At 31.9% G+C, this 21085-nt stretch carries 19 protein-coding genes; 1 reads left to right on the forward strand and 18 read right to left on the reverse strand.

From position 1 onward, the window contains the following. Window positions 1-107: 107 nt before the first annotated feature. From AB3G39_RS15445 to AB3G39_RS15475, 7 genes are all read right to left on the reverse strand, one after another. Window positions 108-977 carry a hypothetical protein gene (locus AB3G39_RS15445; protein ID WP_369769510.1) on the reverse strand — a complete coding sequence of 290 codons (870 nt, stop codon included), beginning with the start codon at window positions 975-977 and terminating at the stop codon, window positions 108-110. Beyond that, window positions 977-2410 (reverse strand): MBOAT family protein, encoded by a 1434-nt coding sequence (locus AB3G39_RS15450; RefSeq protein WP_369769512.1) that lies wholly within the window; start codon window positions 2408-2410, stop codon window positions 977-979. The genes AB3G39_RS15445 and AB3G39_RS15450 overlap by 1 nt, the downstream gene beginning before the upstream one ends. Window positions 2411-2426: 16 nt before the next feature. Next, a complete protein-coding gene (locus AB3G39_RS15455) occupies window positions 2427-3821 on the reverse strand; it encodes a UDP-glycosyltransferase (protein ID WP_369769513.1) in 1395 nt (464 codons plus the stop codon). A 77-nt stretch (window positions 3822-3898) separates the two neighbouring features. Continuing rightward, window positions 3899-5614 carry an asparagine synthase (glutamine-hydrolyzing) gene (gene asnB / locus AB3G39_RS15460; protein WP_369769514.1) on the reverse strand — a complete coding sequence of 572 codons (1716 nt, stop codon included), beginning with the start codon at window positions 5612-5614 and terminating at the stop codon, window positions 3899-3901. Next, the gene (locus AB3G39_RS15465; RefSeq protein WP_369769515.1) at window positions 5614-6312 is read right to left on the reverse strand and encodes a cytidylyltransferase domain-containing protein; all 699 of its coding nucleotides are present in this window, start codon (window positions 6310-6312) and stop codon (window positions 5614-5616) included. Before AB3G39_RS15465 ends, asnB begins: the two co-directional genes overlap by 1 nt. 1 nt (window position 6313) lies before the next feature. Continuing rightward, window positions 6314-7471 carry a UDP-N-acetylglucosamine 2-epimerase gene (neuC, locus tag AB3G39_RS15470; protein WP_369769516.1) on the reverse strand — a complete coding sequence of 386 codons (1158 nt, stop codon included), beginning with the start codon at window positions 7469-7471 and terminating at the stop codon, window positions 6314-6316. A gap of 316 nt (window positions 7472-7787) precedes the next feature. Further along, the gene (locus AB3G39_RS15475) at window positions 7788-8801 is read right to left on the reverse strand and encodes an N-acetylneuraminate synthase family protein (protein ID WP_369769517.1); all 1014 of its coding nucleotides are present in this window, start codon (window positions 8799-8801) and stop codon (window positions 7788-7790) included. Window positions 8802-9119: 318 nt separating this feature from the next. Here AB3G39_RS15475 and AB3G39_RS15480 point away from each other — a divergent pair, with 318 nt between their 5' ends. Further along, complete coding sequence (locus tag AB3G39_RS15480; RefSeq protein ID WP_369769518.1) at window positions 9120-9884, forward strand: class I SAM-dependent methyltransferase; 765 nt, start codon at window positions 9120-9122, stop codon at window positions 9882-9884. Between the two features lie 141 nt (window positions 9885-10025). On the opposite strand, the gene AB3G39_RS15485 is transcribed toward AB3G39_RS15480, so the two are convergent. From AB3G39_RS15485 to AB3G39_RS15535, 11 genes are read right to left on the reverse strand one after another with little or no spacing between them, the layout of a single operon-like run. Beyond that, complete coding sequence (locus tag AB3G39_RS15485) at window positions 10026-10910, reverse strand: glycosyltransferase family 2 protein (RefSeq protein ID WP_369769520.1); 885 nt, start codon at window positions 10908-10910, stop codon at window positions 10026-10028. Window positions 10911-10916: 6 nt separating this feature from the next. Next, window positions 10917-11927, reverse strand: coding sequence for a glycosyltransferase family 2 protein (locus AB3G39_RS15490; protein WP_369769521.1), 1011 nt, complete (start codon window positions 11925-11927; stop codon window positions 10917-10919). Window positions 11928-11959: 32 nt separating this feature from the next. Continuing rightward, a complete protein-coding gene (locus tag AB3G39_RS15495; protein ID WP_369769523.1) occupies window positions 11960-13198 on the reverse strand; it encodes a UDP-glycosyltransferase in 1239 nt (412 codons plus the stop codon). Between the two features lie 7 nt (window positions 13199-13205). Beyond that, on the reverse strand, window positions 13206-14306 hold the full coding sequence (gene wecB, locus AB3G39_RS15500) for a non-hydrolyzing UDP-N-acetylglucosamine 2-epimerase (protein ID WP_369769524.1): 1101 nt from the start codon (window positions 14304-14306) through the stop codon (window positions 13206-13208). 3 nt (window positions 14307-14309) lie between these two features. After that, a complete protein-coding gene (locus tag AB3G39_RS15505; protein WP_369769526.1) occupies window positions 14310-15245 on the reverse strand; it encodes a glycosyltransferase family 2 protein in 936 nt (311 codons plus the stop codon). Next, entirely contained in the window at window positions 15242-16099 is an 858-nt protein-coding gene (locus AB3G39_RS15510; protein WP_369769528.1) for a glycosyltransferase, read from the reverse strand. The genes AB3G39_RS15505 and AB3G39_RS15510 overlap by 4 nt, the downstream gene beginning before the upstream one ends. Beyond that, window positions 16083-17039 (reverse strand): glycosyltransferase family 2 protein, encoded by a 957-nt coding sequence (locus AB3G39_RS15515; protein WP_369769529.1) that lies wholly within the window; start codon window positions 17037-17039, stop codon window positions 16083-16085. Before AB3G39_RS15515 ends, AB3G39_RS15510 begins: the two co-directional genes overlap by 17 nt. Then, window positions 17032-17940, reverse strand: coding sequence for a glycosyltransferase family 2 protein (locus tag AB3G39_RS15520; RefSeq protein ID WP_369769530.1), 909 nt, complete (start codon window positions 17938-17940; stop codon window positions 17032-17034). Before AB3G39_RS15520 ends, AB3G39_RS15515 begins: the two co-directional genes overlap by 8 nt. Beyond that, a complete protein-coding gene (locus AB3G39_RS15525; RefSeq protein ID WP_369769531.1) occupies window positions 17941-19020 on the reverse strand; it encodes a glycoside hydrolase family 99-like domain-containing protein in 1080 nt (359 codons plus the stop codon). 58 nt (window positions 19021-19078) lie between these two features. Further along, window positions 19079-19690, reverse strand: a complete 612-nt coding sequence (locus tag AB3G39_RS15530) for an acyltransferase (protein ID WP_369769532.1) — start codon at window positions 19688-19690, stop codon at window positions 19079-19081. A 26-nt stretch (window positions 19691-19716) separates the two neighbouring features. Continuing rightward, window positions 19717-21036, reverse strand: coding sequence for an ABC transporter ATP-binding protein (locus AB3G39_RS15535; RefSeq protein WP_369769534.1), 1320 nt, complete (start codon window positions 21034-21036; stop codon window positions 19717-19719). Window positions 21037-21085: the final 49 nt, after the last annotated feature.

Here is a 21085-nt window from a genome sequence, read left to right on the forward strand (position 1 = left end):
CCATTTTACTAAAAAAATAATGTAGTCCTCATTTTTATTTGTTTTTATTCAACCACTATTTTGCACGCAACCTTTTATAATGATCCAGACTATATATAAACGTACTTTTAAAAAAAATCTTTTATAATTCTAGTGGTAAACAATCGAGCTCCTTTTTCATTCATGTGGCCACAAGAGGAAAAATACTGATCTCCTTGTACCACATTTTCATAATTGTGAATTTCGGGATAGATTGCATTTACTTTCCGAAAATAATTCAATCCTTTTACATTGGTACACATGGGGGTCATCACGGCAATTAGCCTAATATTATTTGCCTCACAAATCCGCTTAATTTCTTCATAATATTTATTACGAATCGGTTTCAAAGCACTTATATCGTTTTTCATATTACCCTTTTTATTCCCTAAAGCATGAAAACCTCCATTTTCTAAAGTGTTTGTCGATTGATTCCTTAAATTATTGCACATTTCTCGAAAACCTATTGAGCCATCAAATTTCACATAACGATAGAAAGGAATATAATACAATTCCCAGAAGTCTTCTTCTTCCGAGAAATGCTTTTCTATTGTTTTAGAATAATGAATGTAAGGCAAAAACTTTGCGGCAACTGCATCCGAACGGTGTTCGTTAGACAAATTTAAATCGGTTTCTATAATTAGGTTTTTGATAGCATATTTTCGCTCTATCATTAATTTTAATAACAAAGAAGCTTCAAACAAATGTCCACCGCTCATACCGTAATTAAAAGATTTTAGCTCTTTTTCTTCAAATAATTGGGTAACAAAATGATTGTTGGCTCTGGAAGAACCCAAAACCACCACATCATAATGTCGCGCTTTTGAATTGTAAACATAATCTATTTTTCCGCGATGGGAAGATTTCAAATAAACTTGTGTATAAACTATATCTAGGAGTAGTAAAGAGAATAATGTTATCCCTAAAATCAAGACGATGAAACCTAAAAATTTTTTCATTAAAATTGAAAATAAATAAATTCTTTATAATCGGAATAAGTTCCCAATGCAATTATTGCTGTGATGCACAAAGCCACTTTTAACAAACTATATCTTCCTGAAATAGGTTCGATTTTGGTTCTTGAATTCCATTCAACAAGAATAAAAATAAAAATCAACAATACAAATTCATAACTGTATCGTTCGTTTTCCAGATATTGCGCAACGAATTTTTGATCTGAAAAAATACGCGCAATATAATCGAAAGCACCACTAATGGATTTTGCCCTGAAAAATATCCAAGCCAAACAGCTTAAAGAAAAAGTACTTAGAATACTAAAAAAAACTTTCAATGAACTAAAATCCCACCCAAGCTCTACCGTTTCTATATTAGACCGATTTTTATTTAACAACAATAAGGGTAGAAAATACAAGGCATTTATAAAACCCCAAGCTATAAAAGTCCAATTGGCTCCATGCCAAAAACCACTTAATAAGAAAATCACAAACACATTTCGTACTTGATTTAGTTTATTTCCTTTGCTCCCGCCCAATGGAATATAGACATAATCCCGAAACCAAGAGGACAAGGAAATATGCCAACGTCGCCAAAACTCAGCGATATCTCTGGAGAAATAGGGATAATTAAAGTTTCGTAATAAATCCAATCCAAATAATTTAGACATACCCAATGCCATATCTGAATAGCCTGAAAAATCCCCATAAATTTGAAATGCAAAATAAAAAGCACCCAATAATAAGGATAAGGAATTCATAGAAGTATAATGATCAAAAATGGCATTGGCATAGGTTGCACAAGTATCGGCAATAACTACTTTTTTAAACAATCCCCAAATGATTTGATAGACGCCTTGTTTTGCTTTTTCAAAATCAAAGGTTCGTTTTACCTTTACTTGTGGTAATAAATGGGTAGCTCTTTCAATAGGACCAGCTACTAACAAAGGAAAATAACTGACAAACAAGGAATAATCAACAAAGTTATATTCGGCTTTGATTCTTTTTAGATAGATGTCTATGACATAGGAAAGTCCGTGAAACGTGTAAAAAGAAATCCCGACTGGTAGCACTACGTTCAATAATAATGGGCTAGTTTGTAATCCGAAACCGTTTATCAATTCCGAAAAAGACGCAGCGAAAAAATTATAGTATTTAAAAACAGCCAAGAAGCCCAAATTCGCAGTGATACTCAACCAAAACCAAAATTTCCTGGCAGTTTCCGTCTTAGCCTTTTCAATTTGAATACCAGTGTAGTAATCTAAAAAGGTAGAGAAAACCAACAAAAACAAAAAGCGCCAGTCCCAACAGGAATAAAAATAGTAACTCGCTACAATAAGCAGTGCGTTTTGGTTGCTTTTAGTTTTATTGAAAACAAACCAATAAAACACAAATACGATGGGTAAGAAAACGGCAAAAGAAAGCGAATTAAAAAACATGCTGCTATACGTGAGTTTATGAAATTATTGTTTTAATACTGTCCCAAATTCGTTTAGAAGCCTCTTCAGGTGGATCTTGATTAATTACTTTAAACCAATCTTTAGCATGTTTAACTGTTGCATTAGAATCTTCAAGTGTCTTTTCAATTTTTGATGCAATTTCATTCGCATTATTTAACCAAACTATAGATGCTTCATTTGGCATCGAACGAAAATGAACAAACCGATAACATTTAAAAATATCCCATTTTTTATTTACTTGATATTTTTGATTGTATCTAAAATAGCAACAGGGTTTATTATGAGATATAAAATCAAAAACCATTGAAGACCCCACATTTAGTACCATTTCACAATGTTCAGCTAAATTTGAGAGTAATTGATTATCAGCGCTAGTTGGCAGAATTGCATTCCAAGATGATGTTAATGGCTTCCAAAGTGGATCAATTGATACTATTACATCAGAATATTCTTTTATAATACTATCATAACGATTTGAAAAGTCCACAGGACATCTTCGAAAAATAATTCCCAAATTTTTACCCTTTTCATTTAAAATAGAAATAGCATTTGCAAGATCTTCAAGATACTGAGGATCATCAGGACTTGTTATACTATCATCTCCTGAAAAACAAATATACTTTCTGTTAATATCTAGCTTATTTTGTTCACAAAATAATTCTCTTGAAAGTATTTTATTCTTTTCAAAATGTACTTCAAATTGAGGTGTACCCGTTATAAAAATAGCTTCTGATTTTATGTTTGGATAATAAAATTGTAATTCTTTTTTCATGTACGTACTCCAAACAAAATAATAGTCGGTTTCTACCACCATTGTAGCTTTAGGTAAATTGTCCCATGAAAAAATAAAAGTAGCTGTAGGAATCCCTAAATCTTGAGCTGCAAGAAGAGGAGCAATTGCAATTAGTGGTCTTTGATTTGTACAAAAAACCAAACTAGGCTTTTCCTTTTGTAAGGTTTCTAAACTTTGCTTGTAAAATAGTGTTTTTCGTTCATAACGATTCATTTTTTCACGAATCTTGCCTAACCCTTTATCTGTATCATAGAAGCCAGTTAGAACCTGAATAAGAATACTTTTTGCTGCTATTTTTAAAGTTGAATAAGAAAATGGAAAACGGTAAGTATTATATACTTTGTCTTTAGTCTTCTTTATATTTAAATTAAGTTCCGCTTGAATTTTTATATTCTTATAGATATCTGTTAATGGATTTGGTTTTGCATTTTCAATCTTGATTTCCTGAAACCCCAGATCCGTTAATGGAAAAGGAGTATTATTCCAAAAAACGGCATCAAAATCTTGATTTTTTCCTATTTCATAAAAACTAGAATAGGCAAAATTGCGTAAACCAATTCCGTCTGGAAGTAATATAAATATTTTGTTATTGAACATTAAATCTATTTAATTTATTTTTTAATTCCCAAATATCGTTTTTTAATATGATTGATAAAAACAAATCGGGATTTATACTAATCATTAATAGCTTGTATCATCTCATACAAACTGATACATTGCCAAATATGGAAACTGGATTGAATATTACCCTCAAAATACAATTGCAACTCTTTTTCCAATGCTGTTTTATCAAACCACAACCTATATTTTGATTTTTCAATTGTTTCAAAACAATATTTAACCCATTTCTTCAAGTTTTCTGCTAACCATTCCCGTTGTGGCGTTTGTAAAGGCCTTTTTGGCGCAAAAACCAAATCATCAGCTAAATATTCTGAAGCGATTTCACGTAACATAAATTTAGTTACATCGTTTTTTATTTTAAAATCCAATGGTAACGAAAAAGCAAACTCTACTAATCTATAATCCAAAAAAGGTTCTCGCAATTCCGTGGAAAACAGCATCGAAATTCGATCATTGAAACGCAAGGCACGAGGGATTTTGGTATAAAACAAATCACGGTATTGCTTATTTAAAATTACTTCCATAAAAGGTTCTGCATAAATCGGCTTTACGGCTTTTGCTAGAAAAGCATCCGAAAGCATATTCCTTTTGAAGGGTGAATCCGTAACCCCTTGAATGGTGGCATCATTTTCTTTAGTGTAATAATCATAACCCGCCCACTGTTCGTCCATACCTTGACCATCGAGCAGTACCAATACATTATCTTTTCTGGCTTGCTCAAATAATTTGGCATAGGCCAAAGTTGGAATTCCACCGTAAGGTTCGTCTTGTTGCCCTTCCATCTTTTGTGCAAAATCAGGAACTTCATCCACTTGCAACAACACTTTCGTTAACGGATTTTTGGTTTTGGCAACCATCATTTCTACCCAAGGTAACTCATCATACTCTGAATTATCCGTGTAAAAAGTATAGGCATTAATTTTATTATTATTATTTCCCGAACTATTAACCATCGCTAATAAAACAGAACTATCTAAACCTCCACTAATATTGAAACCAACTGGAACGTCTGATCGAAATCGTAATTTAATACTATCTTTTAAAAGCATTAAATAATGATTCTTAGCTTGCTCATAAGTTAAATTCGTAGATTGTTTTGCTACTTCATCTTCAAAAAAATACCATTTTTTCAGTATTAATCGCTCGTTTTGAAATTCCAAAAAATGCCCCCCAGGCAATTGTGCAATTCCTTCCCAAAAAGTTTCGTCAATATTTCCATACGAGCCATAGGCAAAATAGGAGGCCCAAACCTTCTCGTTTGGAGTTTTTGAAATCCCTGCAGCATGTATCGCTTTTATTTCTGATGAAAAATAAAAGGAGTTATTTTGCTTGCTATAAAAAAAAGGTTTGACCCCAAATCGATCTCTTGCAGCAAATAACTTTTTGTCTTGAATATCCCAAATTGCAAACGAAAACATACCATTCAACTTTTGTAGGCATTGCTTACCATAGATTAAAAACGCCGCCAATAAAACTTCGGTATCTGAATCTGTTTTAAAAACATAGTGTCCTTTCAACTCGGCTTTAAGTTCTATATAATTATAGATTTCACCATTAAAGACGAGAACATAGCGACCAACTGGATCCAAAAAAGGTTGGTTGGATTGTGGAGATAAATCTATAATAGCTAGCCGATTATGCCCTAAAGAAGCAAAACCTCCATCAATATAGGTGCCAGTTGCATCTGGACCCCGATGGTGCTGACTTAACAACATCGCGTCCAACTGGTAATTGTTGAAATCACCAACTATTCCTGCAATTCCACACATTATTTTTGATTATTTTTTATCATTAACTCGGCCTTTTCCCAATCGGCTAACGTATCAATATTTATATACAATTCTGGAGTAGATTCAATGAATGAAGTACTTCTTCCATACAAAGAATGCTGTTTCAATAAGACTTCGGTTTTCATTATATAAATACTTCCGTCTCTATGATAGGCCTCTGGGAGGTCTTGTCTTCTGCTGATAATTTTTTCTTCGCCAGTGGCAATTTTTAAGTTCCCTTCGGGGTTAACTTCAAAAGTCCAATGTGGATTGTATTCATGAGGTACTTTTTGTACTGAAACTAGAGAATCACAGCCGCTTGCGATAAATTTTTCAATGGCTTTATCTAAAAATACAAGAGTTCTAAAAGGACTGGTAACTTGTAGTAGACAAACAGCATCAAAAAAAATGCCCTGATTCTCATACCATTCTAAAGCATGAATAATGACATCAATTGTTGGTGTTTGGTCTTCAGCTAATGCTGTAGGTCTTATAAATGGCGCTTTAACACCCAAACTCTCGGCAACACTAATTATCTGGTTATCATCACTAGACAAAATTAGATCTGTCAAATACTTCGATTTCAAAGCAATTTCAGAAGTAAATTGAAACAATGGTTTTCCATTTAACAATTTAATATTTTTCCCTGGTACCCCTTTTGATCCGCCTCTCGCTGGTATGATTCCTAAAATCCGCATCCTAGTACATAATGGTTTTATGAAACTGCAAAGGCAATTGCATTAATAATTCAGCTATTTGTGTACCCGCATTTCCATCTCCATAAATAGTTGAAGAGAATGATTTTCCTCTTTTTACAGATTCCAAAATAGCATCTTCAATTCGATCCTGACAATAATCAACATCGATACTATTTCCTCCTCGATCTCTCCTGTTTTGACGAGAACCGATGTTTACAACAGGAATACCTAAAAACGCGCATTCCCGTATTCCTACACTAGAATTTCCAATTAAACAATCGCTGTGTTGCAATAATTGTAAAAAATCTTTACCTTCCATATTCTTAAAAAAATGAACGTTGGGCAACTGATGCAGCTCTCTAAAAGCACGAATTCCTGTTGAAGTTCCATCCGCTCCAGCATCTACGTTAGGCCAAAACCAAAGTGTGGGTTTATTTAATTTATGAATCGCTTCCAGAGTAGCTTCAATATGTTTTCTAGAATCCTGGTATTCGGTAGTTACCGGATGTTGCATAACGACTAAATAGCCTTCAGACAATTCTGGTTTTGCCCCTACTCCTCCATATTTTTCATACGGATCAAAAGCAAGTGTTTTACTTAGTAACACTTCATCAGCCAAATCAATAGAAGGACAACCTGTATTGAAAACCATATTAGGGTCTTCTCCCAATTTGATAACTCTTTCTTTAGCATTTTCAGATGCTACAAAATGATAATCCGCTAATTTCGTGATGGCATGCCTTACTTTCTCATCAATATTACCTGTTACTTCCCCCCCTTGAATATGAGCCAAAGGGATATTCATATAGGAAGCCGCAATGGCAGTAGCCATCGTTTCAAATCGATCGGCAACTGTTACAACAATATCTGGTTTCAGATTATCAAAAACGGTAGATAGTTCCAAAATTCCAATTCCAGTTGTTTTAGCAGCGGCCGTCAAATTCTCTCCTTCTAAAACATTAAATACTTTTGCAGCAATAATAAAACCATCTTTTTCAATATAATTCACAGCAGAACCGTAGCGATCTAATAAAGCTGATGCTGCAACCACTAATTGTAATTCCAAATCAGGATGATTTTGAATCGCCGACAAAACTGTTTTTACGCGACTATAAGAAGGACGCGCCGTTATTACTACAACTATTTTTCTTTTTGGCATTTTAATTTTATTATTCTTGGGTTTAAAAGTAGGTAAAAAAGCGGACAAGGGGAAAGGTTATTTTTTGCCCTCACGTCAGTTCGAGTGATTTTTTTAAGCATAGAATACTTCTCTTTTTAAAACAAAACATCCAGGTTTAAAAATCGTATTGAAAACGGTTGCATATTCAATACTTCTCGATACATTTTTAGTTTAATTCATTTTTGTTTTTAAATCCTATTCCGTCAAGCCAATAACACTCGAAGTGACTAACCAACTATTCAACTAACAAACATTAGTTAGAGTGACCGCATTTTTGCGGCGGAATCGAGCACCATTATGTAAACAAATCCCCCTCATTCAAAAAATCCCATTGATTTAAATCTCGATTCAAAACCGTCCCGATAACCTCCTGAAATCGCAGGGCGTCAATCCCAAACCCTTTTGGTTTCTTCGCTTCTAAGTCATCAAAAGTAATAACATGATTTTTAGGTAAATTTTTATTTACTGCTAATGATTTTTCAAAAATTTGTTTGAGTTCAGAAAAATAAGAATTGTTATTTTTATCAATAGGGTTTGACAAGGCGATTGCAACATTTTGCACAGCTAAAACTAATGCTGCAGTTTCTGGAATGGTTAAAGATGCTTTGGAATCCGGACCAAATAGTTGGCGGTCAAAAACAACATGAAACTCCAGAATACTAGCACCCAAAGCTGTTGCTGCAATACACGTTTCCATGCGAGCAGAATGATCTGAAAAACCTACAGCTACCTTGTATCTTTCTTTTAGTTCTTGAATCACATTCAAACCATACTGTTCTGGCAAAGTAGGATAGGCAGTCGTGCATTGCAAAATAGAAAAATTAACCTTTCTTTCTTTCAGGAAATCGACAGTTTGATCTAATTCGGCATACGAACTCATGCCCGAAGACAAAATCACAGGTTTACCAGTTTGTGCAATTTTCTCCAAAATTAAGAAATTAGTCACCTCACCGGAACCTATTTTATACTGTGTGACTCCAATTTCTTCAAGCCAATCTACCGCCAAATTACTAAAAGGGGAACATATAAAATCGAGTCCTACAGCATCACAATGTTGCTTTATATCTCTCCATTGATCTAAAGAAAAACCCATTCGTTTCCAATAGTCAAACCGAGTTTCATCCTCCATAGAAAATTTTACTCGAAAAGGTTCGTGTTCACTACTTTCTGCCTCAGCGATATGCAGTTGAAACTTTACTGCGTCAACACCAGTTTTGGCAATCGCATCGATATACGAATATAAAATACCTAAACTGCCCTCGTGTGCCTGACCAATTTCAGCTATTGTATATGGGGTTAATTTTTTCAAAAACATATTGAGTGTAGATGGGTTGTATATTTGGTTATTTACTAACAAAAATACTTTTTTTATAGCTATTATTGAGAATTGACATGCATTTTAAAAATACACCTGTAATAACCCTTAAAAGAGAAGTTTGAACACGGAATTAAATTAATCTAAAAACAATTGATAAATACTTAAACTACATTTCAAAAATAAGAGTAAGTTGACTAATTATTTCTTAAATTAGCAACAAAGAATTTTGCAAACTGTACTCTAAAAACATTCTACATTAAATTCCCAATCTCTTAACACATCCTGATATAGGTGATAATTAATAAAAAAATGATTAAAACACTAATAAAAAAAATTACGCCTGTAAAATTTCAAAACATTATATTTAAACTTAATGATAATGTAAGACATCTAGGAAAAAATGTACAATGTCCTATTTGTCAATCAAGTTATAAAATTTTCAGACCTTATGGTTTGAATAATAACATATCATGTCCAAAATGTGGTTCTCATCAAAGACATCGATTATTGTGGAAATACTTTAAAGACAAAAATCAAATTCCTAACAAAAAAAACATCCAAATACTTCATTTCGCTCCGGAGAAATTCTTTTATGATTTATTTTCAAAAAGTGATACTATTGAATATTTTCCAGTCAATTTATCCCCTGAAATTTATAATTACAAAGGCAAAATTAAGATTACTAAAGTTGATATTACAAATATTCCATTCGAAAATAATTATTTTGATATTATTATATGTAATCATGTTTTAGAACATATTCCAGATGATCATTTAGCAATTTCTGAATTATTTAGAGTTCTAAAAAAGGATGGATATAGTATTCTTCAAGTTCCCATTGATTACAACAGAGAAAAAACTTATGAAGATTTTAAAATTACTGACCCCAAGGAAAGAGAAATCGCTTTTGGACAAACAGACCATGTTCGATGGTATGGAAGAGATTATACAGAACGTTTAAAAACTGCCGGTTTTAAAGTATTCGAAGATGATTTTATAGATTCATTTAATGATCAAGATAAATTTAAATATGGACTAATGGATGGAGAGATAATATATAAATGTGTAAAATAGCTTAATCAAATACCGCTTTATTTTCAGAATCATCTAATAAAAAAAACTTGACACAGTTTTTAAAAACAATCATTTTTTATTTTAGAAAAACACGATTAATCGATTAATAATTACGAGAAATTGCGGTAAGCACCTAATTTTCTAAAACTTTGGGCAAGACAACTCTTTCATTTTTTTTAAAACTTTGGCATCAACAGGATTTCTAAATTTGATTAATTGGGGTAAATAAAGTGCTATAATTATAATAGTTTGAAAATATATTTTAAAATAGCTCCAATCTTTAGTTGCATATTTTTTAAAATTATGCCAAAATAGTAGAACAATTTTTAGAATAGGAAAAGGATAGTAAACTAGATAATAATAAGTAGCATTTTTCAATTGTTTCCCGAATCTAAAATAATTTGCTCCTGATTTTTTTCGTAATTCCATATTGACTCGATGATTCACAGCGATTCTATTGGTGTAAAGAATATCAAATCCTTTTGCTATAACTTCAATAGAAACACAAGGTTCTTCGCCATAAATATCAACCCAAACGGGAAAACCATTGGTAGCCTTATACACTTCATTCTTGATGGCAAAACCACAGCCAACAAATTCATTGCAATAAAACTCGTCTACAATTATTTTTTTTTGAGCTAAAGCTTCCGTATCGGAATTAAAAATGCCTTTTATTTCCTGAAATGCAAGAACACCAGCAGTAGGATTATCTTCGAAAATAGTTTTGGTAAGTGCTATAAAATTACTTTGCAAAGGATGTGCGTCATCATCCAACCCTATTAGATATTCTCCTGTTGCTTTTGGATACAGTGAATTTCTGGCACCTGAAGCGCCTATTGATTTTTCAGATTTTTCCCATATCACCCATTTAAATTGGGTTATTAAAAGTTCAGATGCGTCACTACAACCATCAAGAAAAACCAATACCTCATGGATTGAAAAATCTATTAACTTTTCAAGTATCAGTAGTGTTTTTTCTAATTCTTCTTTCCTATTTTTAGAAACTATTACAATGGAAGCTTGCATAAATTATTATCGTATTATACTTTTCACTAGCTTCATTTTATTCATAAATTTCACTCTGGTAACTATAACTATCCATACCAAAGGATCATATTTACTAACCTGAGAACGCTTCCAATAATTCAAAATTTTTCTAGCTAACAAATAACGAAAGTTATTACTGTCTTTTATTGAAAGATGATGTTCCGTTTTATCATAGATTTTATTAAAAGCATCTGTTAATTTTTGAATTTGCGAATTAAATTCCCTTCTTGACACCCCAATTTTACCAAAATACAAATCATAAATCTCCTGCTCCAAAAATGGAATATCAAAATAGCTCCAATAATTCGATATAATTTTAGATCGCTCTGCAAGATGTTTGTTTATTTTTTCTGAAGAACGATGGTTACTGTTTTCCAAAATACGATATTTCATCAGGAAATCAGGCAAATTAGCCATTTTTCCTATCTTAGAAATACGAACCCATAGTTCCCAATCTTCACAAGTGGTTATTGTTTCATCATATCTTAAATTATAAATAGCAAAACTTTGGCTTCTAAAAATAACTGAGGAGTGGCCAAAAGTAGCAGCAAATAGCAAATAATATTTAATATATTCACTATTTGTTGGGTATTCCCATCCTGCAGCAGGATTTTGATTGATATCTTTTAACCAATATCCTTGCGTACCACATAGTATTATTTCTTTATTTTTATTTAAAAAATCCAATTGTTTTTCAAACCGTTGAGGGTATGCCCAATCATCTGCATCCATCCTCGCAATGAATTCATATTGAGGAAGCAATTCATCCAATCCTCTATTTAACGTTTTAGCGATTCCTAAATTCTTTGTATTCTTGTTATAAAAAATACGAGGATTAGTGTACGATAAAACAATTTCTGCAGTGTTATCAGTTGAACAATCGTCATAAATATACAAGTCAAAATCATCGAATGATTGATTCAAAATAGAATCGATACTCGCTTTTATATAAAGAGCAGTGTTATAAGTAGGCAGTAAAACAGCTAATTTTTTCATTAATAATTCTTAACGCATTTTTTAATCAGAAATTATTTTTCAAGATTAATAATGGTCTGTTTTAAATAATCAACTGACAGATACTCTTGTAAGTCGATTCTATTTAAAAGTAAATTCTCAGGATTTTTTTTCCATAGAATATACAATTGTTCTATTAGTTTGCTGATTTTATTAATATCATCCACTTCCGACCAATATTCATAATCAACACCCAATAGCCTTTTTACTTCACTAAGATAAGGAGCCAATGAAAGAATCATTTTATTAGCTTCTACACAATGTGGAAACTTAGCTGGAAGAAAGGGGCTGATTTCTGATTTAGCCTCCATAATAATATTTACCGACGCATTTTGTTGAATATTATAGACCACATCAAAAGGAACAATCCCATCATGAACAAAAACCTCTGGTATGTCTTTTTGATAAGCTGAGACCATTTGAGAATACCCAGCACAAGATCCTATTAAAAGAAGTCTTACCTCCATTTTTGCTTCTGGAGATCTCTCAAAAAACAACTTTAATCCCTCTATTAGTCCTTTTGGGGAACGGGTATTTAATAGATTCCCAGCATGAACTAAATTAAATTTTGAACTATCAAAATAGGATGGAAAAACAGTATTTTGAATTTTATATTTTGAATTCTGGTGTGGTATAACGACACCCGTTTTTATGAAACCCGGAAAATAACCACCCATCCACTCCAGCAATAACTGACTTGGGAAACCACTGAATTTTGCTTTATCAGCAACTTCTCTAAAAAAGGCTTCTTTAAATTTATAGCTGGGTTCCACCCAATTATAAGGGCGCGGATAAAAATGAAATGGATATGGATCATGAACATAAGCCATCCATTTATCATGTAATTTAGGCAATTTCAATACTGCATAATGAGGTCTAAAACTACCACCTTTACTTAGCGTTAACACTAAATCAGGACTATACGCCCTCTTTTTTAAAGCTTTTATAATACTATTGGTATCATTAAAAAAAGTAAAAGAAAAGCCAAATAATCGTTCTAAGAAAGGTGCTGCGTTTATTTCAAAATTTCTTGCTAAAATTCTTTGGATTCGGCTTAAAAAATACAAAGGACTATATTTTATTTCTGGAATAGCATAACAAGAAACTCCATGTAATTGAATATTTCTTAACGTGTAATGATATACCAAAACTTCGAATCCTGCTTCAACCAGATTGTTTATTAAAGCCACATTAGCTTTAGAACCGCTACTATCTTCAATATTGATGGAATCAACAACTACTAGTATCTTCATTTTGGTTTTATTTTAATAAAAAGCTCACAATTTTATGTGATGCATCACCCTGACCATAAGGGTTTATTGCATTTTCAAAACCAGGAAAATAATCTAATATCGCAACTATATTATCTTCTATTATTTGCTGCTCTGTTCCTACTAAAATAGAAAATCCTGCCTCTACACCTTCAGGTCTTTCTGAAACAGTTCGGGTTACAAGCACTGGTTTACCTAATGTTGGCGCCTCTTCTTGAATACCACCTGAATCAGTTACTATCAAAAAAGAATGTTGCATTAACCATACAAAAGTAGGATATGAAACTGGAGGAATTAGGTAAATATTACTTTTATTTCCTAATTTCTCATACACTATATTCTTGACATTTGGATTCAAATGTACTGGATAAACAACCACTACATCCTCTCTTTCTGAAACAGATAAAAGCGCTTCACAAAGGTTTACAAAACCCTCTCCAAAATTCTCTCTACGATGACCCGTTACTAACACCATTTTTTTATGGACTGGCAATATCTCTTTTAAATTTTCAATTTCTAAATGTGAATACTGTGTGTTTCCAATTTTATCAATCGTCCACAATAAGGCGTCAATAACCGTATTGCCGGTTTCAACAATATTATTTTGAGAAACACCCTCTTTTAACAAATTTTGAGTGGCTGCCGCTGTAGGAGTAAAATGAATATCGGCTATTTTACTAGTAAACTGTCTATTAATTTCTTCAGGAAAAGGAGCTTGTTTATTATAGGTACGTAATCCTGCCTCTACATGCCCCACTTTTATACCCAAGTGAAAAGCGGCCAAAGACACCATGGCAGAAGTAGTTGTATCTCCATGAACTAAAACCAAATCTGGTTGTAAGGCAGTTAGAACTTCATCGATTTTGAATAATATGCTAGCACTTAAACTATTCAGTGTTTGATTGGGTTTCATCAAATCTAAATCGTAATCGGGCACTATTTGAAAAAAATCTAAAACCTGATCCAGCATCTCTCGATGTTGTGCCGTAACACATACTTTTACATTTAAATTGTTTTTTTTCAATTCATGATAAAGTGGTGCCATTTTGATCGCTTCCGGACGTGTGCCAAAACAAAGTAAAATTTGCATGGATTATATTTTTATAATTCTTTTTTTCAATTTAGTAATTTTAAAACGCAAGGGTAAAACAATATAAATCAGTCGCCATTTCAAATAATTAAGTCCAGAAAATTCTAATTGTTTCATTAATTGACCAAATAAATCATATTCAGTATATCCATGTGACATGGCTACGAAATAACGGATTATAGAATAACGTATTAATTTTTTTTCTTTAAGATTTTTTATCACTAATAAAATAGCGTCAATATTAGATTGTGTTCTTTTAGTATCTAATCTAAAATATTGACCTGTCATCGAATTACTATGTTTTCTTGCAAAAAACAAAGACTTCTCAATCGATATTCCCGTAATTCCAGTAGATAAAATTCTGGAATACAATTCCCATTCTTCCGCATGTGATAAATATTCTGTGTATCTATTTTCTGCGAAGCATTCTTTTCTCCATAGGACGGCACAGGAATTAAAAGGCAGATCTTGATTTAACAATCTAAAAACATCTCTTTTATCAATAAAAAAAGAACTATATTCTTTTGAATAATCAAATTTATATTCAAATGTGTCATAAAAAACCTCCCTAATGTATCTGCAAAAAGACACTTGATTACGAGATAATTCTAAAACAGACAACTCTAAATTTTGAGGATGAACAATATCATCATCATCAAAGAAAATAATGTATTCCCCTAGAGCCAAATCTAATCCATAATTACGACAACCAGGCAAGCCTTTTAAATAATTATCGGGACGTTTAACATATTGAAAACGGTTGTCTTGTTTTAAAACGTGCTTGATAACATCAGCAGTGTTATCAGTACCACCATCATCAATAATCAAACATTCCCAATTGGTAAATACTTGATTTCTTATGGACTCTATAGTTTCTATAATAAAAGAAGCTCTATTATAGGTAGCCATTATAATCGTTACTTGTGGGGTTTTATTCATTTAAGTACTGATTTAACCCATCTTAAAGGCTTTAAAATTGCCTTGCCTATTTTAAAATCTATACGCTCCGTGTTTTTTATTTTTTCTGATTGTTCCCTTTTAATTTGATTAAACAAATTTTCAACAAGGGCTTCAAAATTAGCACTATAAAGTTCCTTATGCTTCATTATAATATGCTTAAATTTATCTAACCTTACTTCCCTAATCCGATCAGTTGTAGAGTTTTCTCTTACTTGATAATTAAATAAAATTTCCTCTATTACATAAGCATACCCACCAAATTTTAAAATTTGGATGTAAAACTCCCAGTCTTCTAATCCTAGAATTGGCAACTTTTCTTCGTAACCTCCACAAAGCTCCCAGTCCTTTCTCTTAAACATAGAACTTCCCATAGCTGAATTAGAAAATAAAAAATTATTCAAAGCACCCCCATTAGGAAAAAAAACGTCGATGGTTCCTTTTTTATTAAATCTATTTACATTACAAGTCACAAGGGTTATTTGTTCCTCTTTTTGAAATTGACTAATCGCTTTTTCACAAAAAGAGATTTCAAAAAAATCATCAGAATCTAGGTTTAAAATGTACTCTCCATTAGCTTTTCTGATACCGTTATTTCGTGCTATACTTTGGCCTTGATTTTCTTGCGTAATTAGTTTAGTGATTACTGGCTCCAACTTTTTTAAAACTGCTTTAGTTTCAGCATTAGATCCGTCATCAACAACTATTATTTCCTTATTAGAATACGTTTGATTCAAAGCAGAAGCCACCGCTTTCTCAATGTATGCTGCATCATTGTAGCAAGAAATCACTATCGACAATAATGGAATATTCCTATTGTTATAATTTTCTGGCATACTTCATAATGTTATATCCTTTATTAAAATATTTACCCGAAATTAATGCTGCTATAAAAGCAATTCCCTTAGAAAAAGAATAGTAATTACAAATTAATTTAAAAGCCTGACCCTTATATGGCACTCGTTTATTATCTTGTGCTAACTCAAATGAATAGCGCATATATCCAGATAAAAACCAACGAATTAATTTCACATCTTTATAAAACACCAAATCCAGTGCAGTTAGTAATTTTAATTTTGCGATTTTAGTAGAATAATTTGCTGTATCTTCTCCATTTTGTCCTGTAAGTGTGTCATTATGTATTCTTCGATGAGTTAATACCTTGTTTATAAAAACCCCTTTAATGGAATAATGAAGAAGCCTTACAAAGAAGTTATATTCATCTCCATCCGTGATAATATTTTCATTAAATTTTATGTTGTTAACTATCTCCCTGGTTCCCAAAAAATCATCTGTAATCCAACCTATACGATTCAATGCGAAATTTTCGGTATCAATAATTTTCTTTCTATCAAAATTATAGGTCTTACCCAAGAATTCATTGGTAACATGATCAAAATTTAAAGTGTCAGTCACCACAAAATCTAAGTTATTATCAACTAAAGTATGGAATGCAATTTCTAAATGGTTAGAAAGCATTATATCATCACTATCAAACCATTTTATATTTGATGCCGACGATTTTGTAAATCCAAAATTACGACAAGCATTGGCTCCTTTATTTAATTCAAGTGGACGTTTATATACTTTTATCCTATTGTCCTTTTTTTGATACTCTTCCATTACTTTAAAAGAATTATCAGTACTTCGGTCATCAACAAGAATGCATTCCCAATCTGTAAAAGTTTGTGAAGTAATACTATTTAATGTAAAGGACAACAAATGTTCTCGATTATAAACAGGTATAATTATAGCAATTTTTGGAATATCAGGCATCTTTATTTAAATGTATTAAAAGTCGTCTTGTAAATTTTACCGATTCGACAAAATAAAAATTAATTAAAAACAATGAAAAAAGACTAAACCAAAATCTGAAATTCACTTTATTTGACAAGTATATCATTTGTTCATAGTGCAGCAACAAATTTTCCCGTTGATCTCTTCTAAATTTAAATAAGTTTATCAAAATAAAATTCCTAAAAAAGCTAATTTTAACCTGCTCCTTAGTCTCCATTTTATAAGTAGCCCTCGAAATATTTTCATCGCTCAAGCCAATAATTAGATGTGAGGTATTTATAGTATAAATCATCCCAAAGCTTGAAAATTCTAGCCAAGCCCTATCGTCTGCATACCAAGCCAAATCATAATTATGAAAATCATATTTTAGATAAACTTCTCGTTTAAATACATATTCGGATAACGAGCTGCGAGTCTGATTCTTATAACGTCTGTGAAAAAAATCAGTTGCTTTTTCTAACTTTGGATGGGTGTAAATTGGAGATTTTTTTTGGCTTAACACATCATTTAACACAGTAGCATACCGAATAACTTTACAACGATTACTTATAATTTCTGGTAAATGACTGTAAAAATCTTCAACACAAGTGGGGCTTAAGGAGTCATCATCTCCCAATACCATCAACCACTCTTCTCCTGAAGTCAAAGCAATGCATCGATTCCATTGTTGCACTAAAGATATACTTCCTAGATTTTTTTCAAACCGATGATAGATAAAATCAAACCTTCCTTTATATTTTTCCAGTAAAAATATCGGATTTTCAGGACTTGCATCATCGCCAATATAGACCCTAAATCGTTTATCTGTTTGAATCGATAACGAATATATAGTTTCCTCAAAAAAAGTGAGCTTAAAATAGGGTATAACTAGGGCAAGCATTTATAATAAAATTTGTTTGGTAACTTCTAGATATTGGTGTTGCCATTTCTGACAAGGTTCTAAATGATTTCCTTCAGCCCATTCATTCCATGCATTAATAAATAAAAAATTCTCAGGTACACTATCCCATGGATAATTTTTCCGAATGTGTAGTAACCATTTTTCATAATCAGCAGGGGTAGAATTATGTAACACAAAAGCATTATCTTTTCTTCGTGCCGTATTATCCCACATAGGAGTTATTCCAGGAAAAACATTAGGTTTAAAAGGATGCTTCATCTGCAATTTTGAATATTCTGAATAATTATATATGGTTTTTTGAACCAATTTTTTATTTAATTTTTTATAGACTTTCCTTTTTATTTTTTTTAATAAATTGTGATTATATACATTTGGCAATCTCCCAAAATTAGGCTGAAATTCAAAAGCAAAATCAAAACCCTTAGTCGTTGGTTCAAATTGAAGGTCGTAATTTTGAGAAAAACCAAGATACAAATCAGGGAAACCTGCTTTTTTAACTTCCTCTCTCCATGTTTTAATTGTATTTTCCAAATCAGGAAAAAGCTTTAGTCTATATATTATGAAAATTGGTTTTCCATCTACTTTTATATAGCGATCATCCTTAAAATAAGAAATCAATTGATTAATATGATTTACATCATCCTCTTCAGAATATTCTTGTTTCAATAATATCTCCCTTTCACTGCCATCCCAAACTCTTGTCCAATTTTCATTGGCCCAACAGAGCATAAATGGCAAATCTTCGCTTGGATTTTGAATTTTTTTATCCAAAGGTTCATAAAGCATTCTTTTCCCATTAAACCAATAATGATAATAACAAAAGCCATGGATACCATATGTTTTTGCAAGTTCTTCTTGAGCTAGTCTTGCTTCTGCCAATCTTAAATCATAAAAACCTAAATCTGCTGGTAAATGAGGTTGATAGTGACCTTTAAATTCTGGCTTTGCCTTAGTTACATTAGTCCATTCCGTAAAACCTTTACCCCACCAATTATCATTCTCAGGCACAGGATGAAATTGTGGTAAATAAATAGCAATTGGTTTTATTTTATTAATCATGTTTTAAAAACTTAATATTACATTAACAAAGAAGCAATAGGGTGATAAATGTTCCTTTTCAGACATTTAAATATTTTATTATTGAGGCTGGAACTCCAGCAACAACACAGTTTGGCGGTACATCTTTTGTAACGACTGCATTCATTGCAATGATACTATTTTCACCTATAGTTACATTAGGCATAATACCAACTCCTTCTCCTACCCACACATTATTTTTTATAATTACAGCACCCTTAGAAACTAAGTCTCTATCCTTCGGCGCTAATTTCAACATTTCAAAAGAAGTATCTCCATGATAATGATCTGTGATGAATATTCTGCTTGCAAACAAACAGTTATCACCAATAGTTATAGAATTAATACATCCAATATGTATATCTGTATTGAAAATTACATTATCTCCAATTTTTATATAGGGTTTGAAATCTTGATTTCTATATTTATCCCATGCTTCAATTCTAAATCTATCCAATGCCAAAAAATTTCGGCCTATTTCGATATATTGCGCATTTTTAACTGTATAATCTTTACCTACACTAAAATTATCGCCTACTTTTTTAAAACTATTTTTTAGCTTTCTATACTCAATTTGATCTTTATTTTTAAAATAAGCTTCAAAAAAAATATAAAGTTTATCTTTAATTTTTTGTTTGATTTTTTTAATCATAATTATTATTGATGACAATTAGTACCTTATTTACTTAAATTATCTTTTACTATACTCCATTCCAACATTGGTCTCATTAAACCCGGCCAACTTCCTGAAGTATTTCTTTTTACAGTCTGACCACCAGTATTATTGTCTCTAATTGAAAATGTTAATGCCTCATCTATTTTAACATGAATCATGTTTGGATTATAGTTCCCTATAGCAACTAAAATAGTATATTTCCCTTCTGCCAAAAAGTTTTTAGGAATTTTGCATTTTGCTTTAATAATTCCTTTTTCAAAATGACTTTCGTCCCAACTAGGAGAATTAAATTCATTTGAAGCAAAAAGAATCTCTTCTAATTCATTCTTAACATGGATAATAGCTGTATTCTGATAACGTTCATTATAATCCCAATATTCTATTTCAATAAAAAAGTCTTCTGTAATATCAAAATCATGTTTTTGCTTTTCATTTTCATCTAATACTCTAATTTTTTTCAGCTTAGCAAATTCATTTCCTGGTGCTACTTCCGGAGTTTCCCATTCTTGAATAATTATTTCTTTAAAATTGGATAAAATATGTTTTTTAATTGCTTGATTTGAGTCTCCACTAAAAACAACACTTCCATTTTCTAAAACTATGCATCTAGTAGTTAATTTTTGAATAGCTTCCATATTATGACTTACAAACAATACTGTCCTGCCCTCACCTTTAGAAATTTCTTGCATCTTTCCTATGGCTTTTTTTTGAAATTCGGCATCCCCGACAGCCAAAACCTCATCGATTACCAAAATTTCTGGGTCTAAAAAAGCAGCCACGGCAAACGCTAAACGCACTGTCATTCCGCTACTGTAGCGTTTTACGGGTGTATCTATATAACGTTCACAACCCGAGAAATCAATGATTTCATCAAGTTTTGAGTAAATTTCTTTTTTGGTCATTCCAAGAATAGCTCCATTCAGAAATATATTTTCTCTACCAGTCATCTCCACATTGAACCCCGTTCCTACTTCAAGCAAAGAAGCAATGCGTCCTCTGGACTTAATGCTTCCAGTTGTTGGCGCTGTGACTTTAGATAATATCTTTAATAAGGTAGATTTACCCGCTCCATTTTTCCCAATGATTCCTAAAACTTCACCCCGTTCCACCTCAAAGTTAACATCCTGTAAAGCCCAAACATAATCACTTTGACCTTTTGTACTGCGGTCATTAGTATCGCCAATTTTGAGATACGGATCTTCTTTACCACGAACCTGATACCACCAACGGTTCAGGTCATGACTCAAAGTCCCCATACCTACTTGTCCCAAGCGATATTGCTTAGAGATGTTTTCAGCTTTTAATATAATGTCCTTATTCATTTGTTGCTCATCAGTTTATTTATAGACACAAATACATTTTATTCTAAAT

Origin of the sequence: Flavobacterium sp. WC2416 (assembly GCF_041200095.1) — a bacterium.
GTDB lineage: Bacteria > Bacteroidota > Bacteroidia > Flavobacteriales > Flavobacteriaceae > Flavobacterium.

Coding starts and splice junctions, on each gene's coding strand:
- AB3G39_RS15445 (WP_369769510.1), bottom strand. CDS start 977: ATGAAAAAATTTTTAGGTTTCATCGTCTTGATTTTAGGGATAACATTA.
- AB3G39_RS15450 (WP_369769512.1), bottom strand. CDS start 2,410: ATGTTTTTTAATTCGCTTTCTTTTGCCGTTTTCTTACCCATCGTATTT.
- AB3G39_RS15455 (WP_369769513.1), bottom strand. CDS start 3,821: ATGTTCAATAACAAAATATTTATATTACTTCCAGACGGAATTGGTTTA.
- asnB (WP_369769514.1), bottom strand. CDS start 5,614: ATGTGTGGAATTGCAGGAATAGTTGGTGATTTCAACAATTACCAGTTG.
- AB3G39_RS15465 (WP_369769515.1), bottom strand. CDS start 6,312: ATGCGGATTTTAGGAATCATACCAGCGAGAGGCGGATCAAAAGGGGTA.
- neuC (WP_369769516.1), bottom strand. CDS start 7,471: ATGCCAAAAAGAAAAATAGTTGTAGTAATAACGGCGCGTCCTTCTTAT.
- AB3G39_RS15480 (WP_369769518.1), top strand. CDS start 9,120: ATGATTAAAACACTAATAAAAAAAATTACGCCTGTAAAATTTCAAAAC.
- AB3G39_RS15485 (WP_369769520.1), bottom strand. CDS start 10,910: ATGCAAGCTTCCATTGTAATAGTTTCTAAAAATAGGAAAGAAGAATTA.
- AB3G39_RS15490 (WP_369769521.1), bottom strand. CDS start 11,927: ATGAAAAAATTAGCTGTTTTACTGCCTACTTATAACACTGCTCTTTAT.
- AB3G39_RS15495 (WP_369769523.1), bottom strand. CDS start 13,198: ATGAAGATACTAGTAGTTGTTGATTCCATCAATATTGAAGATAGTAGC.
- wecB (WP_369769524.1), bottom strand. CDS start 14,306: ATGCAAATTTTACTTTGTTTTGGCACACGTCCGGAAGCGATCAAAATG.
- AB3G39_RS15505 (WP_369769526.1), bottom strand. CDS start 15,245: ATGAATAAAACCCCACAAGTAACGATTATAATGGCTACCTATAATAGA.
- AB3G39_RS15510 (WP_369769528.1), bottom strand. CDS start 16,099: ATGCCAGAAAATTATAACAATAGGAATATTCCATTATTGTCGATAGTG.
- AB3G39_RS15515 (WP_369769529.1), bottom strand. CDS start 17,039: ATGCCTGATATTCCAAAAATTGCTATAATTATACCTGTTTATAATCGA.
- AB3G39_RS15520 (WP_369769530.1), bottom strand. CDS start 17,940: ATGCTTGCCCTAGTTATACCCTATTTTAAGCTCACTTTTTTTGAGGAA.
- AB3G39_RS15525 (WP_369769531.1), bottom strand. CDS start 19,020: ATGATTAATAAAATAAAACCAATTGCTATTTATTTACCACAATTTCAT.
- AB3G39_RS15530 (WP_369769532.1), bottom strand. CDS start 19,690: ATGATTAAAAAAATCAAACAAAAAATTAAAGATAAACTTTATATTTTT.
- AB3G39_RS15535 (WP_369769534.1), bottom strand. CDS start 21,036: ATGAATAAGGACATTATATTAAAAGCTGAAAACATCTCTAAGCAATAT.